The 15,913-nt window shown below is 54.3% G+C and carries 12 protein-coding genes and 3 pseudogenes; 8 read left to right on the top strand and 7 right to left on the bottom strand.

From position 1 onward, the window contains the following. Positions 1–55: 55 nt before the first annotated feature. The gene (locus Har1129_RS05715; RefSeq protein WP_151099786.1) at positions 56–1,078 is read left to right on the top strand and encodes a tyrosine-type recombinase/integrase; all 1,023 of its coding nucleotides are present in this window, start codon (positions 56–58) and stop codon (positions 1,076–1,078) included. A 91-nt stretch (positions 1,079–1,169) separates the two neighbouring features. On the opposite strand, the gene Har1129_RS05710 is transcribed toward Har1129_RS05715, so the two are convergent. Next, a complete protein-coding gene (locus tag Har1129_RS05710) occupies positions 1,170–2,075 on the bottom strand; it encodes a hypothetical protein (RefSeq protein ID WP_151099785.1) in 906 nt (301 codons plus the stop codon). A 145-nt stretch (positions 2,076–2,220) separates the two neighbouring features. Here Har1129_RS05710 and Har1129_RS20920 point away from each other — a divergent pair. Next, positions 2,221–3,165 (top strand): annotated as a pseudogene (locus Har1129_RS20920) (dockerin type I domain-containing protein); the annotation flags it as partial. A gap of 960 nt (positions 3,166–4,125) precedes the next feature. On the opposite strand, the gene Har1129_RS05705 reads toward Har1129_RS20920, so the two are convergent. After that, the gene (locus tag Har1129_RS05705; RefSeq protein WP_151098964.1) at positions 4,126–5,118 is read right to left on the bottom strand and encodes a transposase; all 993 of its coding nucleotides are present in this window, start codon (positions 5,116–5,118) and stop codon (positions 4,126–4,128) included. A gap of 43 nt (positions 5,119–5,161) precedes the next feature. Between Har1129_RS05705 and Har1129_RS05700 the strand changes: the two genes are divergently transcribed. Beyond that, positions 5,162–8,203: a ComEC/Rec2 family competence protein gene (locus tag Har1129_RS05700; protein ID WP_151099784.1), complete on the top strand. Its 3,042-nt coding sequence runs from the start codon at positions 5,162–5,164 to the stop codon at positions 8,201–8,203. A gap of 94 nt (positions 8,204–8,297) precedes the next feature. Beyond that, a complete protein-coding gene (locus Har1129_RS05695; RefSeq protein ID WP_151099783.1) occupies positions 8,298–9,083 on the top strand; it encodes a hypothetical protein in 786 nt (261 codons plus the stop codon). 46 nt (positions 9,084–9,129) lie between these two features. Here Har1129_RS05695 and Har1129_RS05690 read toward each other — a convergent pair whose 3' ends face one another. Beyond that, positions 9,130–9,402, bottom strand: coding sequence for a ribbon-helix-helix domain-containing protein (locus Har1129_RS05690; protein ID WP_151099782.1), 273 nt, complete (start codon positions 9,400–9,402; stop codon positions 9,130–9,132). A gap of 233 nt (positions 9,403–9,635) precedes the next feature. Between Har1129_RS05690 and Har1129_RS05685 the strand changes: the two genes are divergently transcribed. After that, positions 9,636–10,496 carry a hypothetical protein gene (locus Har1129_RS05685; protein WP_151099781.1) on the top strand — a complete coding sequence of 287 codons (861 nt, stop codon included), beginning with the start codon at positions 9,636–9,638 and terminating at the stop codon, positions 10,494–10,496. On the opposite strand, the pseudogene Har1129_RS05680 reads toward Har1129_RS05685, so the two are convergent. Next, positions 10,483–10,683: pseudogene (locus Har1129_RS05680) on the bottom strand (IS6 family transposase); the annotation flags it as partial. The gene Har1129_RS05685 and the pseudogene Har1129_RS05680 sit on opposite strands and share 14 nt — an antisense overlap. Positions 10,684–10,707: 24 nt before the next feature. On the opposite strand from Har1129_RS05680, the pseudogene Har1129_RS05675 reads away from it, so the two are divergent. Next, a pseudogene (locus tag Har1129_RS05675) lies at positions 10,708–11,658 on the top strand (IS4 family transposase); the annotation flags it as partial. Positions 11,659–11,742: 84 nt separating this feature from the next. Here the strand turns inward: Har1129_RS05675 and Har1129_RS05670 are convergent. Further along, entirely contained in the window at positions 11,743–12,735 is a 993-nt protein-coding gene (locus Har1129_RS05670; protein WP_151098964.1) for a transposase, read from the bottom strand. Positions 12,736–12,986: 251 nt separating this feature from the next. On the opposite strand from Har1129_RS05670, the gene Har1129_RS05665 reads away from it, so the two are divergent. After that, positions 12,987–13,814: an IS5 family transposase gene (locus Har1129_RS05665; protein WP_151098983.1), complete on the top strand. Its 828-nt coding sequence runs from the start codon at positions 12,987–12,989 to the stop codon at positions 13,812–13,814. Positions 13,815–13,920: 106 nt separating this feature from the next. Then, entirely contained in the window at positions 13,921–14,601 is a 681-nt protein-coding gene (locus tag Har1129_RS05660) for a HAMP domain-containing sensor histidine kinase (protein WP_151099780.1), read from the top strand. 396 nt (positions 14,602–14,997) lie between these two features. On the opposite strand, the gene Har1129_RS05655 is transcribed toward Har1129_RS05660, so the two are convergent. Both Har1129_RS05655 and Har1129_RS05650 read right to left on the bottom strand, forming a co-directional pair. Further along, positions 14,998–15,222 (bottom strand): ArsR family transcriptional regulator, encoded by a 225-nt coding sequence (locus tag Har1129_RS05655; RefSeq protein ID WP_225307768.1) that lies wholly within the window; start codon positions 15,220–15,222, stop codon positions 14,998–15,000. 93 nt (positions 15,223–15,315) lie between these two features. Further along, positions 15,316–15,693, bottom strand: coding sequence for a TrmB family transcriptional regulator (locus tag Har1129_RS05650; protein ID WP_151099779.1), 378 nt, complete (start codon positions 15,691–15,693; stop codon positions 15,316–15,318). Positions 15,694–15,913 lie beyond the last annotated feature (220 nt).

The raw sequence follows: 15,913 nt of genomic DNA, 5'->3' as shown, positions 1-15,913 counted from the left end.
GTATTACCCTAATAAGCACCACCAGTTTTACCCGCACCGCCGCTGTACGGGAAGCATGAATCGTCTTCCGCCTGAGTACGACGCTACTCCCGGGGATGACCCCCTCGAAGAAGCCATCGACAAGCGGCTCGTCGATATCGACTCCGGACGCTATCGAACCAACGTCGCGAGCGTCCTCCGGAAATTCGCAGCATGGAGTCGCGACCAGCACGGAATCAGCAGCTCTCAGGAGATTGACGACGACGTCTGTCGACAGTACGCTCGTGACCTCGCCCGTGCCGAGAGTCGAGACGATATCTCCCCAGAGACAGCACGACGCTACTTCGCCTATCTGCGCTCGTTCCTCACTTGGGCTGTCTACGAGGGTCTGATCCAGACAAACCCGGCCAAGACCAACCACGCCGAAGACCCGCTTCCGACCGACGAGACAGAGAGTGACCAGCAGTACTGGACCACACGCGACCGAGAAGCCATCTGTGCGACTGCCACTGCTCGCGTCGATGAAGCCGGCGAGAGCGAGGGTATCGACCGCACGGCAGCCTACCGCGATCAAGCACTTGTCTTCCTCCTCGCCTATTCTGGGGCTCGCAGCGCGGAACTCGTCGCCGTCTCCGACGATCAAGACCGCAACGGCCTTCGGTGGCGGCACGTCGATCTCGACGCTGGCACGATGCAGGTGTTCGGCAAGAATCGCACTCGTGAGTCTGCGCCGATCCTCGACGACGCTCTTGATCCACTCCGGCGCTGGAAACAACGCCGGGACCCAGATGAGGACGAGGCTGTGTTCCCCAGACTCGACAACGCTGCGAAATCACTTGACCCGACGCCGTCAATCACAACCCAGTCGGCTCGGGATATCCTCGCTAACCTCTGTGACTGGTCAGAGTATGACTTCGAGGAACCCCTGAAGCCCCACGGCGCTCGCCGTGGCCTCGGACGAGAAATCTATCGCGAAAATCCACAACTAGCCCAAGATGTACTCCGTCACAAGTCAATCGAGACGACACACAAGGGCTACGCTCAGGAAGCTGCGAAACGCACTCGCGATGAAGCGAACGATATCATCGGCAGTGAGTAAGTTGCCGGCCGCTCTTCAGAGGGAAGCTACAGACGACCTCCAATTGAGTCGTCAGTGAGGTGAGAATGTATCGTGTGTCTTGGAATCGGTTCTACAACCGACGGTAGATGATGATCCCACCGACAACAGCAACGAGAATACTCCCACCGATGAGCAGATTCGTCGGTGAGCCGCCCGACGGCTCGACAGTGTCTGTGGCCGCGGCCTGAGACGGTGTGTCCGTCACGTTCGGAGTGATTGCTGGCCCACCACTGCTGGTCTGGGTCGAGGTTGATTCCTCGGTGTCCGTTTCGGTCGAGCGTTCAGTCACTTCGGTCGTCGTCGCTGTTGGCGTGTCACTGGGCGTCGGTTCCGTTACTGTCGGTGTGTCCGTCGCTGTGTCGCTGGAGTCGCTCGAGTCACTGCTGCTTGAATCGCTATCATCGTCGTCCTCATTACTACTACCGCCGGAACTGGAAGAGTCCTCCTCGGTAGGATTTTCTGTTGGTGTTTCCGTTTGGGTCTCTGCCGGCGTCTCCGTCTGAGTCTCTGTTGGTGTTTCCGTCGGAGTTGGTGTTGGCGTCTCCGTTGGAGTTGCTGTTGTGTCATTTCCGGACTCGACTGTCAGCGTTCCACCACCTACGCTGGTGACATTGTACGCGTTCCCGGATTCGTCACCGACGGCTGCAACGGTCATCTCCACATCGCTCGTCCCGACAGCCTCGCCCGTAAGCGTCACCGAGACAACAGACGCCGAGCCACTGTCAGCGGTATCCATTCCAGTCGCCGCAATGCGAACGCCATTGCTTTCTTCAGAGGACTGGACTGTTTCTGGGTTCCCGGCAACAGTCGTGTTTGAGACTGTTGCAACCGACTCGTTGGTGCTTACAAGCTCGATATCCAGTGAACCCACCCCGCCTGTGGTCGACGTGATTACAATGTCAACAGTGGTTGCGTTGCCAACCGCAACGGTCTCAGTCGATGGCTGGACTTCAACAGTGGTCGTCCCCGCCCCCATCGCCACTCCCGCCAAGAGGGATACTGCTATACAAACGCCGAATACTGTCGCAAGCTTCCTCATTAAATGTATAGTCTCAATAAGTAGGATTAAGTATTCTGGTTACTGATTCAAGCTCACAACAATACCTCTGGTGGGGGTTTATATGACAAGTTCGGCGACAAAATTACAAGCGATATTTGGTGTATTACTATTAGTGACTGTCGGTCCGGTCTCGGGAATGATGACCGGGACCGGGGCTGGCCCGCTGCAGACGGCCGGCAATGACATCCCCGCCGCAGCGGCCGGGAACCAAGCGACTGGGCCACTTTCGACCAGCTGGAATGGCTCAACAGAGCCGAATGCGAGTGCCATTGCGCAGTTACCGCCCCGGGAAAACGACTCTCACCCGTACCCGCTCGTCGATGATAACCAGCCTACTGATCCAGATGGTGACGGCCTGTACGAAGATATCAATGGCGATGGGGCTGTCAATATCGTTGACGTCGACGCACTGTCTCGTCACTTGGGATCCACAGCAGCCGGTGCCAACTGGAGTGCGTACGATTACACGGGAGACAACCGAACCGACGTCGGGGATATCCAGTGGCTCCTCGTCGCCACACGCTCGACGGCCTCGAACGACACTGACGGTGATGGACTTCCCGATGCATACGAGCGAAACGTCACGAAAACCGACCCCAGGGTAGCAGACTCTGACGGGGATGCGGTGATCGACGGCGCAGAAGACCTGGACAATGATACGTTACCGGCATATCGCGAATACCGACTCGGCACTGACCCTCAGAGCAACGATACAGACGGTGACGGACTCCCTGATGGCGTCGAATCACGACTTCAGGACGTTGATCCGACCGACTCCGACACAAACGGGGACGGTGTTTCAGACTCCGAATGGAATCCAGACCAAGATAATTTGACTACCGGCGAAGAACTCGAGGCCGGGACTAATCCGTTCCTAGCTGATTCCGACGGCGATGGCTTCACCGATGGACGTGAAATCGAACATGGAACGAACGCGTCGAATCCGGACACCGACGACGACGGCTTACCCGATGGCGAAGAGATCACACTGGGTACCGATCCGACAAATCCGGACTCGGACAGCGATGGTGTCCGCGACGGCAACGAGACGTTCACGACAACGACAACGGACGAAGACTTGGGTTTGACTGTCCGAGTCAACGGCTCCGGCGACGTCGCGTCCAGCGTGAGTACTTTGGGAGTTACCGACAGACCGGTTGTCACTGACTCCTTACAGAATGCAAGCGTTTCACCTGTCGTCGAATTCGAAAGTGAACGCGAGTTCGACAACGCGACCATCGCGTTCTCCTACAATGAGTCGGCGGTGCCGAACAACGAATCCACGCTGGCGATATTCCGATACAACCGGTCGGCCCAAACCTATGTCCCGCTGAATACAACTGTCGATACGGCGAACGATACTGTACGGACACAGACGCCGCATTTCTCGCGGTACGTGGCGATGGATTATACGGAATGGGTCAAACAGTTCAACGGGAATCGAACCTCTCCTTGGAGTGTTGATCAGAATTTCACCAATACGACCATCGCGAATCTCTCATCGTGGACCCAGACCCAAGGGATGGCAGTCCAAGCTGGCGTAACGAACGGCAGCCTGCAGGTGACGAGTCCGGGAGACGAGTCGACTACCGGCCTGAAATCGATCGATACCTTCGAAGACGGTGATTTGTCCGAATATTATCTTCGCGAGGGTCCGTCCGATCACGTGAGAGTAACCGACTCGCCCCAAGTGACACCGCGGAACGGGAGCAACTTGCTCGAAGTCGCATCTGGTGTCAAACTCCAGTCGAGGTCCGGCCTCGACCGGTATCCGTCGGCAGGTGATACGTTCGATTTCTGGGTCCATTTCAACGGCGTCGAATACGGGCAAGAACGAGATCTGGGCTTCAGATTCGGTGTCACCGATGAAGCCGACCACTTCTACAATGCTTATCTTGGACAGGGTGACAGTCCAATTCAACTCAGAAGGGAACACGGTTCTAACGAGGGTGTCATAGAACTCTTGTCACACCGTGATGATCGTGCTTCCCGGATTGTCTCCGCGTTCGTAGTTGGTGATAGCGACGACGAGGCGAAGGCACAGAGCAAGAAACACCTGCGATCGTGCGTGGACGCGGCCTCGGGCGTGCGTTCGCCCGAGGCCGCAGTCCTTCACTGATTCGTTGGTTCGTTCGACGCCAGTACGGCGGTTGTACGTCTCGTCTAGGATTGATTGCTTCAGCTGGACGCCCTCACTGTGTTCCTCGATGCGGTCTTCGATCCTGTACTCGATGTCTTTCGGGTCATCAGTGTTTCGCGCGTTGTACGGAGCGACTGGCACGACCCCTGCGGTCAGCAGGTGGTCGTGCCAGTCGAGCGTGTCGTAGGCGCTGTCACCAACCATCCAGATTGGTTGCTCAACGGCGAGCGCGTCACGTGTGACGCGCATCGCCGTCTCTTCCGGTGCTTGTTTGCTCTCGGTGAACTCGGCTGCAATCGGGATCTTTTGCCCGGTCGAGACGATCGTGCAACCGTAGCCGTAGTAGTACTCGTCGTCGGTTGGATCGTAGCACTTCGACGCGTCTGGATCGGTGGGCATCGCCCTCACGTCGGTTGAATCGATACAGTAGGTCAAGTCGAGCAGGCCGCGTCGGGCGGCCTGCTCGACGAGTCGGTCAAAGACCTCGTTGACGACGTGTTCGAGGTCGGTGAGAAAGCGATCGACCGCGTCTCTCGACGGCGGTCGATCGAAGCCACAGCTCAGCCAAACAACCGTGTTCCGAAGCTCCCGCTCAACCGGACGAATGCCGTAAATGTCCTTGTAGTAGCAGTGGAGAAAGCCACGCATCAGCTCTGGTGGTTCGTGGTCTCGTGTTCGCCCCGTCTTTGCCGGGGCGAACACGTCGAACCCTTCGAGAAACTCGAAGGAGAGGTGCTCAAACAACGCTAACGTTTCCGTCTCCACGACATTGAAGAACGACTCTACCGAAGGATCATCTTGCAGGGTCGCTGGACTCATCCACCTCAGCGTTCACCCTGCTCTTTGGTGTGCTACTCGTTCTATGACACCCTCTTCTAACAAGTATGTGTTCGCGGAAACAGATACGCAGCTCCCTAAAGACCGCTGGCTCCGTGGCCGCATCGAGTGGGGAAAGGAGGGCCAGATATCACTCACCGTGACGGACACCCAAGGCAACCAGTATGCCAACATCTCTGGCGTCGATACGACCCTCAAATCTGGTGGCATTGAGTATCGTGTTGCTGACAACCATGATGATCCATCATACTTCGGAGAGTCGGCAATCATCAACGGCTCTGCTGTGTCTCCTGACGATGGTTCGTCCAACGAATCATCTGAGAATGGTCAGGTGACGCGCACCCTTGGATCGATTAACGGGATCAAGAACTTCACCGTACAGATCAATGCCACGTCGACCGGCAGCGGCCGGGTCGCACTCCAGACCGCGAATGGCAGTGTCCTCGACAATGCGTCCATTACCGGGCGGGATGTTTACCGGCTCAATGCGTCGGGCACCGAAACGAACGGCCGACTCGAACTGGCAGTAACGGCGGAGAGTAGAACCGTTTCGGTCGACCGAGTGCGCGTTAAACGGGATAGCGACAACGATGGACTGCCAGATACTGTCGAGCGGGCTGAGACACGGATTGGTAGCGGGAGGACGATCCAAACAGATCCGACCGATACCGATACCGACGGCGACGGCCTCTCAGACAGCAAAGAAATCGGCCAGTACACGGAAGTCAGGTATCGCGGCACGACTATCTCCTATTACAAGCATACTGCAGATCCTACTACTCCTGACACGGACTATGACGGTGTTAACGACGGTGAAGAATTAGCTACGACTCGTCAAGATGATGCGACTGGTGAACAACCAGAAACCCTTGACCCAAGGGATAGAGATACCGACGGCGATGGTCTGAACGATCTAGTTGACCCAGAGCCACTCCGTGTCAACACACCACCTGAATTCCAATATACTTCCAAACCAGTAACAGAAACACTTAGTCCAGAAGTCACTGGAGTCACGATTCCGGTACTGGCGCCTGGGGCTGCTATTAGAGATACGTTTACTGTCGCTGCTCGTCCAACTGGTAGTGCTGACAATATCAAAGAGATTCGGATCAGACAATACGTTACTAGCTCAGTATCGTTCAGCAGCAACCGATGGCGGAATAACACATATGCATCTGATGAGCTGACGAGGGCAGAAGAGGATTATGTTGGGGTTAGAACAACCTACGGTGACGAAGTCGGGCTCAGTACTCCTTCGAAGGTCCAAATTGTCGTAGTTGACGACGATGGAAACCATGCCATCGTTAACCATGATGCCAAGGAGTATGATGCCGATATCGGGGCTGGTGTCTCAGCTGCAAAAGCGACTGTTCCGGTCACCATTTTCGGTTCCACAGCTGGTGGAACGATCTCTACAACGGGCGGTGCAGCAGTAAGTGGCATTAGCCTCAGCCCGGCGGGAGTCGTTGCTGTCGGTGCAATTGGAACAGGCGCAGCCGCTGGCACAGCCGCTGGCACAGTCTACTTTGTCGCCGCCGAGACAACAGGCTCTGCGAGTGGGGTCCAGCAGGGCTACCAGCGGACCGTCCCGACAAGTACCGTCGTCAGACAGTGGGATCAGAAGGACTTCTCTACTGAAACACAGGCACTCCTCCAGAGCGGGAATATCGATGTGCCGCTGACGCTGTCAGCGGGAGCCACGTCCGTTCGTGGGGACGCTGAGTACGTCGCCGGATACGGAGCAGAGTACGTCTACGAAACCTCGCCGTTGAACTCGCCAGCAGACATCGATCACGTCTTGTCTACCGCAGTAGTTGCTGAAACGTCGGAGGGATACGATGTCGTCATCGGAGAGAACCCCAATGGCGATGGCCATATCGCACTGTATATACTGGGCTCGACGATTATCGGTGCCACCAGTGTCGAAACAGTTGAGGACACGATCGAGCGAGAGAAAGAAGACGAACAGAGTGACGAAGAACTTACCGACGAAGAAGAGATTGACGATGCACCCGGTACTGAACAGGACTGGCGACTCAGCGAGCGCGAGAAACTCTGGATCAGGACCGTCGGTGACTTCGCCCTCGATGTCTATAGAGCCTCTGAGATCGTCGAAGAGATGGATGAGGACGATGAAGATGACAACGCCCAACTAGAAACGACAGCCATAGATATGGGCAAGGGACAGAGCACATTGATCAAAGCTCCTGCTGAAGGACGCAGTCAGGCACTTCTCGTGGATGCCGGCTCAAGTGTTAGTTCTTCACGTTGGAACGATCACTACCGAAGCGATTTGACTTCACGACTTCCGACAAACTCTGAGGGGAACTATGTCATTGATCATCTTGTTGTGAGTCACAACCACACTGATCACATCTCGTATGTTGATGAGATCATCAAAAGCGACAACATAAGAGTGAATAATATATACTTCAATGGTATAACTAATACTGATAGCAATGGTAACACCATTGAGGTGCAATCTGAAATTGATAATAACTTAAATAGCCACACAGATGTCTATAACGCACGCGAAGGAGACACGTTCTCGCTTGGTGAGGCTACGGTTGAGGTTCTTGGTCCCAATGGTTCGGTGAATACTGTTGAGAGGTCTGGCAATTCAGAGGTCCACGACAGCCATTCTATTATTCTTCATGTACAACATTCGGGTGGTGAGTTATTGACAACTGGTGATATTCGAGACTCTGAGGAGGACTATATTGCTAACAAGTACGGTTCAAAACTGAGAACCGTTGATGTACTCATGGCAAGCCATCACGGGACAAGTAGTGGTGAGCACAATGTCACAAGTGAGCAGATATTAAAAGCATCCTCTCCTCAAACGGTCGTCATATCTAACAGTAATGAGATGAGGGTTTCGCCGACTGACCGTTATGCTCCTGACTGTACTGTCTTTGACAGAGTTAGTAGTCACAATTCGTCACTTTACTGGACTGCTATTCACGGTGATATTCAATTCCACGGAGGATCGTATGGAAGGGCGGACAAAAGCACCACGTCAGATGCTGAGGAACTTCAAACAGAATTACCATATCAATGTGACTGATATCTGAGATCTGAAAACCGGAAAAGCGACCGACTTGGCATCTGTCAAAAATGGTCGATAAGTGATTTATTATTGGCTGTACTTGAGTAAATAAATGACAATCGTTGAATTCACATTTACTGCATGGGAAGAGGAAGATACGGCTGAAGATTTCGTTCATTTGACCGGAAAGCCCAGCTTTTTCTCCCTAGATTTCAGCAAATTACAGTTGCCAAAACGACGTTCGGCCGGAGCAAACTACCACATTGAGGTCTCATTCACTTCTGATAAACAGGGGATCAGTAGCGACGTCGGACCGAATACTGCTGTACATGAATGTAGCGCTGAATTACACTCCGAGGGTGGATTTTTGCGGTTAACTGGTCAAGATGGGGTTGTTGGAGCTTTTTCACTCGAACCGTTTGGACACGACCCAGCAGGAGTTTTTCAGACAGGCGTGGACTGGAAGCCTAAGGACAGCTATAGCAAATTACAAATTAGATATGACTCAGGTGATGCAATTGAACTCAGTGACGATCTCCAGGCGTACTACCAAGGTCGGATATCTGGAACTGCGGTAGAGCAACGCTTCCCACATTCGATCCACAATTGCATCATGTATAATCAAACTGCATTAGTTGTACTTGATACGGACGAAGCCGGTGTTGACGATCCTACCTGTGAATGCGAAAATGGGCGAAACCTCTTTGCAATTGGTCCCAGTGGTGAAGTGGCATGGTGCGGCCGAGCCGTCACTGAGAAGAATACGCAATTTGTCCACCGAATTCACTGGCTTGTCGACGATCATCTGTTTTCGAAGATGTCTCCAGCTGACGGCGGTAGAAGTATTATCGTCGAGCTTGACCCGGAAACAGGAGAAGTCATCTCAACAGGAATCTGAGAATACTGTTCGCTTCACAGGCTTGCGAAATTGCCAAGTCCACTCGTCACTCATCGTCGCCGAGAATCTCGTTGCGGGAGAACGCCTCACTCTCGCCTGTGCGTCGCGCGTGTTCGACGGCGGCTATTTCCTTCCACGATTCGCGGGACAGATCCGGATGCTTGACAGCATCCCGTAGCGCGTCCCTGATGAATTCACTGCGGCTGTTGTAGCCTTCGTCCTTCCACGTTGCGTCAATGTCTTCTAGAAACGCCTCAGTCAACCGAATATTGATGTTGGTCTTGTCGCCGCCACCATTGACTGTATCCGTATCCGACATACAAGCGTATTACACTCAACAGGTGAAGAGTGTTCCCCAGCGTAGGGACTTGTCCAATAAGTCGTGGTTCGGTTAGTACGGCGTTTATAGACATTCTGTCGCTTTGAATACAACCGTATCGTCTTGTCGACTGTTATAATGAGCTCGACAGCCGAGTATTCAACTAAACGCAAACTGTCAGCAAAATTTTAATTCTAAAAGATTTAAATCCTAATCTACGTATAGTACAGACAATGTCTCTTGTAACATTTAGGGGAGTTTCGGTGTTTGAGAGGACCACACAAGATGGTTTTTGCAAGTTCTCAGGGGCTGGTGAGGCGATAAACATCGAGATACATTCAGATTTACTGCCTGTGCGTGGCCAAAATGTGGGTGCATGGTACCAAGTTGACATCGAAATCACATCTCAGCCACAGGGGAACGGTGACATTTCAAGCCCCACAATGACACGTCACGAACTCCGGGGTGAAATGATTGCAGGCGGAACAATGCTCGGTCTCGAATCGTTGAGCGAAGGCGAATTTCAGGGCCGCATACACTTGGAGCCATTTCACTTGTCGTGGACGGATCAAGACGGCGTTGATTGGCTCCCCCCGGAGTGTTTCGTGACGGTGACATTGAAGTACGACACCGGAAAAAGCTCTCTATCGGCCGAAGACAGTAGAGAGTCCACAGATGAGGCACATCAGGTGACCGCCTTCCCAGAATTCGATTGTCAGGTAGACTATCAAGGACGGATTGAGGGCCCAAATACCGAACTACAACTCCCCAGTAGAGTCAGAGATATATTGCCAGTCAACGGTGTGCTGGTGATGGTTCTCGATCCCGAAATGAACATGGATATAACAGATATTCCAAGTCTTGAACCGACCCGAAATCTACTTGCCATTAAATCCGGTGGCAAGGTCGCCTGGACAGCTCAATCGAGAACTGACGATACCGGAGTACAGTATACATATCGCCGAATTTGGTCTTATAATGGCCGCCTATTCTGCTCTACCGCGGGACTAAACGAAAACGCAAGGAAACCGACACTAGAACTTGATGTAGAAACGGGAAATATCATTGAGGCGGCACTGTCTAGTTCTGGATGACATCGGCTGGAGCTTTGCCATCAAGTGCTTGGTACGGCCGCTCGTGGTTGCAGTAGTGTCTGAAGCGTCGTAATCACTGTTTCGCGCTGAATTGACTGCCGCGCCAGAGCACGTGAAAGCGGTCAATTCGCATGGTCACAGTTTGGAACCAGTTGTCAATGTGGTTCCGAATCCGATAGTTGAGCTGACGCCTAACTCCGAAGGTGACTACGTGATGATCGCCGATGGAACCGTGTTGCGGTTGCATCGGCTTCTCCCAGATGAGTTCGAACCTCGGCGAGGGGAGCAGGGTGGAGCGCGACTCGACCTGGTCCACAACGTCACCGACCAGACGATTGATCGGTTCAGCGTCACTGACGAGAAAACACACGGCAGCACCGAGTTTTCCACGGGATCGTGGCTGGAAGATCGGTTGGTGCTGTTCGATCAAGCAGACTTCAAGTACCGCCGCTTTGCGCTGATTGATGAGAATGACGGCTACTTCGTGAGCCGGCTGAAACCGAACGCAAACCCGGAAATAACGGCGGAATTGCGGGAATGGCGTGGCGACGCCATTCCCTTGGAAGGTGAACAGATCCAAGATGTCGTGGACGATCTCCACCGAGAGTACATTGATGTTGAGGTAGAAGCGACGTTTCATCGACGAGAGTACGCAGGCACGCAATCGTACGATAGCAAGACGTTCCGTGTCGTCGGCGTCCGTGACGAGGACGCCGACGACTACCATCTCTACATAACGAATCTGCCGAGAGAGGAGTTTCTGCCGGCAGATCTAGCGACGATTTATCGATGTCGGTGGGAAGTAGAACTGCTGTTTCGTGAGCTGAAGACGCAGTACAATCTGGATGAGTTCGATACGAGCAAGACGTACATCGTGGAGATTCTGGTGTACGCAGCGTTGCTGTCGCTGCTGGTGAGCCGTGATCTGTTGGATCTGGTCACCGAGCAAGCCGACGACGAAATCGTGTTTCCGCCGGAACGCTGGGCGGCGACCTTCCGGTCGCACGCCCAGCTCATCCTCCACGAACTTGGCGAGTACCTCGGCTACTCGCCGCCACCGTTGTTAGAACGGCTACTCGAGGACGCACAAAAAATCCATCAGCAACGACCGATTCTCCAAGAGACGCTCGCTACCGCTACGCAACCGAGGAGTGAGGCCTAACTAAAGACGAATGCTCCCACCCACTTTTCACGCTTAACTAAACACGTCCGTTCACTTCGACACGAGGGTGTCATAGAACTCTTGTCACACCGTGATGATCGTGCTTCCCGGATTGTCTCCGCGTTCGTAGTTGGTGATAGCGACGACGAGGCGAAGGCACAGAGCAAGAAACACCTGCGATCGTGCGTGGACGCGGCCTCGGGCGTGCGTTCGCCCGAGGCCGCAGTCCTTCACTGATTCGTTGGTTCGTTCGACGCCAGTACGGCGGTTGTACGTCTCGTCTAGGATTGATTGCTTCAGCTGGACGCCCTCACTGTGTTCCTCGATGCGGTCTTCGATCCTGTACTCGATGTCTTTCGGGTCATCAGTGTTTCGCGCGTTGTACGGAGCGACTGGCACGACCCCTGCGGTCAGCAGGTGGTCGTGCCAGTCGAGCGTGTCGTAGGCGCTGTCACCAACCATCCAGATTGGTTGCTCAACGGCGAGCGCGTCACGTGTGACGCGCATCGCCGTCTCTTCCGGTGCTTGTTTGCTCTCGGTGAACTCGGCTGCAATCGGGATCTTTTGCCCGGTCGAGACGATCGTGCAACCGTAGCCGTAGTAGTACTCGTCGTCGGTTGGATCGTAGCACTTCGACGCGTCTGGATCGGTGGGCATCGCCCTCACGTCGGTTGAATCGATACAGTAGGTCAAGTCGAGCAGGCCGCGTCGGGCGGCCTGCTCGACGAGTCGGTCAAAGACCTCGTTGACGACGTGTTCGAGGTCGGTGAGAAAGCGATCGACCGCGTCTCTCGACGGCGGTCGATCGAAGCCACAGCTCAGCCAAACAACCGTGTTCCGAAGCTCCCGCTCAACCGGACGAATGCCGTAAATGTCCTTGTAGTAGCAGTGGAGAAAGCCACGCATCAGCTCTGGTGGTTCGTGGTCTCGTGTTCGCCCCGTCTTTGCCGGGGCGAACACGTCGAACCCTTCGAGAAACTCGAAGGAGAGGTGCTCAAACAACGCTAACGTTTCCGTCTCCACGACATTGAAGAACGACTCTACCGAAGGATCATCTTGCAGGGTCGCTGGACTCATCCACCTCAGCGTTCACCCTGCTCTTTGGTGTGCTACTCGTTCTATGACACCCTCTTCGACACTATAATACTATTCGACAGTATTGACGATCTTTTGTTTGAAAGCGTTATTTAAGGATTAACTGATAGCTTTCTCGGAGTAATAGACTAAAGCCGCCCACAATCAAAAATACCGGCTCTGGTGAATCGCTGGAAAGCGTCGACTTCGACCGTTAGAACTAGTGGAATGAAGCGGGAAACCGCCGATGGTTCATGTCGAAAATTTCCCGCTTCACGAGCAATGTCGTTCAGTTAGCTAAAAATGCTGTTGGTGAGCGAGGCGAAGTCGCCGCCCCCGAAGGGGGTGGCGGCTTCGCCGAGTATGCGGTGGTGTCGCTGCACTGTCTGCGGGTTTACCTAGGAAAGTCCTACCGAGAAGCACTTGATTTGCTGAGCGAGATGCCACAAATACTTGGGAAGATCGGCCTTGACGCGGCCGATCTCCCCGATCACTCCACGCTAGTCAAGTGGTTTGACAGAATCAAAACCGAACTCTGGCGAGTGCTGCTGCGCCTGTCGGCGCAGCTGCACGAGCCAAGCGATCACGCCGCTATCGATGCGACGTTTTTCGACCGCGAAAACGCTAGCAAACACTACTGTCGGCGGACGAATTACCGGGTTCAGACGCTCAAAGCGACAGCTCTCGTCGACACAGAAAGCCAAGCGATTCTAGACGTTCACTGTACGACTGAGAAACGCCACGACACACAGCTCGGCTGGCAGGTCGCCCGACGCAACGCGGGCGACCTCGCCAGCCTCGCTGCGGACAAAGGCTATGACTGGATGGATTTACGCGAAAAACTCCGCGAAGAGGGCGTAAGACCGTTGATCAAACATCGTGAGTTCCAGCCCATCGATCACGCGCATAACGCGCGGATCGATGGACCTCAATACCGCCAACGAGCGATGTGTGAGACCGTTTTCTCCACGATTAAGCGCACGCTCGGCGACACCGTGCGTGCGCGAACTTGGTACGGCGAATTTCGTGAACTCGTCTTGATGTGTGTCGTTCACAACATCAAGCAGTCTCTGAAACCGTGAAATCAAGCTACGTCTGCTGATTCACCACGGCCGGACGTTCTGTTTTTACGACACAGAACCACGAGCCGACCAGTTTTCCGAGTGGGAGGAAACGCTGGTCGATCTGATGAGTAGCTGGGTGAGCCACGAACTACAGCGACAACAGGTGAACGACCGGCTCCAAGCGCAAAATGAACAACTGGAGCAGTTCGCGTCGATTGTCTCCCACGATCTTCGGAGTCCGTTGGACGTCGCCCAGGGCCGACTAAAGTTGGCCCGCGAGGAGTGCGATAGTGAGCATCTTGACGCCGTGATGCGGGCTCAGAATCGGATGACCGAGCTGATCGAAAATCTCCTGACGTTTGCTCGCGAAGGCGACGCAGTCAATGAGTTTGAACCAGTTGATTTGGTGCCCCTCACGAAGAACTGCTGGCTGAATGTGGCTACCGCCGAGGCGACACTCACGATCGAGATGACCCGGCGAATTCAGGCCGGCCGGAGTCGTCTCCAGCAACTCCTAGAAAACCTTCTGCGTAACGCGATCAAACACGGTGGCAAGGACGTGACGATCACCATTGGCGAGTTGGAGGACGGATTCTACGTGGAAGACGACGGGCCAGGCATCCCTGAAGACGATCGGAACGACGTGTTCGAGGCAGCGTACTCGACCGCCGAGGACGGGACTGGGTTCGGACTGAGCATCGTTAAACAAATCGTTCAGGCCCACGGCTGGGATATTCGCGCAACCGAGAGCTCCGATGGCGGAGCCCGATTCGAAATCACCAATGTCGAGTTCGCGGCTGAATAGGTCGTCTGAGTCTTGTCGCCCGTTTCTTGTTGTTCCGATAGACCAGAGATATCGATCACTGCTTGCCTTGGATAACCACAGCCACTGTGATGAGATAGACGCGGCGGTGACCTGCGTCATGTCGTTGCCGCTGTGAGTGTCGTCTATCGTCCGACAGCAGGAGGACTTGCCGACCACGCCGGCACCCAAGTATTTCGCGTATTTTGTGTCTCAATCTCCCCCTCTCTCCTTGATTCCAGAATACCCGCGCACGTATAAACCATGTGAGTGTTCCACACAGAGTCGCTTCTTCTGGATTCTGTACCCAGCCATATTTTCACAGCGTCAGAAGGAAACACGGCTACCGACCAGCTGTTGCCGTTGGTTCGAATACAGGCCCTCAGGCAACGATACGCGTCAGGTGTTGGGTGCCGGTGTGTATCGATAGAGTTCGGTCACGGCTTCGGCGACGAGTGACGGTGCAAGGGTTCCCTGCTGCCGGTCAAAGTCGCGATGCTTGATCGTCATCGTATACCACGGCGAGATGTACGCATCCGCATCCGAGCCACCATCGAGCCAGGCATCATTTGGAACAGTGATTGCACCGAGTGTTGCTGGGTTGTCATCGCGAGTGCGATACATTCCGTGTGTACGAACGGATGAGAACTGTCACTGACGATAACCCACGGTCGGTACGACGGTCCAGATTTATGTGGCGCAGGGCCCCAACACATATCACCCTGTTCGTAGGGCATCACTCCTGCTCCCCAACTTCCTCACTGCCGGGCCCCACTCGTCGGGGTCTTCGGAACCGAGGCGGTCAGTCGCTGCACGGGCTGTGGCCATCGCACTGAGAGTCTTCTCGATGTCCTCAGCGTCGCCGATGGCCCAGTACTCACCGCGATGCCGCACGAAGTCCCGGTCTTCCAAGCGTGACAGAACGACGCCGACGCTCCCACGAGCGACATCCGTCGCCTCGTGAATTCCCTTGGGCGTGTAAGCTTGCTCTTGGTGAGTCGCCAGAAACGAGAGGATGTCCTCGGCGTTCGTCCGGCCACCCGAGCGGAGGTCCTCGCTGGAACCATGCTCGAAGCGCTCGATGTCGATGGGCATACGCCTCACTATGTAATAGAGTATAATATTACTCAGGATAGTAGTGTCTGCTGTTGAAATAAAAAGAGATTACTTGTCTAATAAGCCGTGATTCGGTCAGTAGAGGTGAACCAGTTACCGAATCAGTCATTGATATATCCGAGATGTAGAAAGAACAGACCGCTGGATATAGAGAATGAAATCAGCATCCCATCAATCTATTCGGTGCTATGATGGTTCA

It is taken from the genome of Haloarcula sp. CBA1129 (assembly GCF_008729015.1).
Taxonomy (GTDB): domain Archaea; phylum Halobacteriota; class Halobacteria; order Halobacteriales; family Haloarculaceae; genus Haloarcula.
The sequence above is the reverse complement of the archived record's forward strand: the minus strand, read 5'-3'. Positions and strand labels throughout refer to the sequence as shown.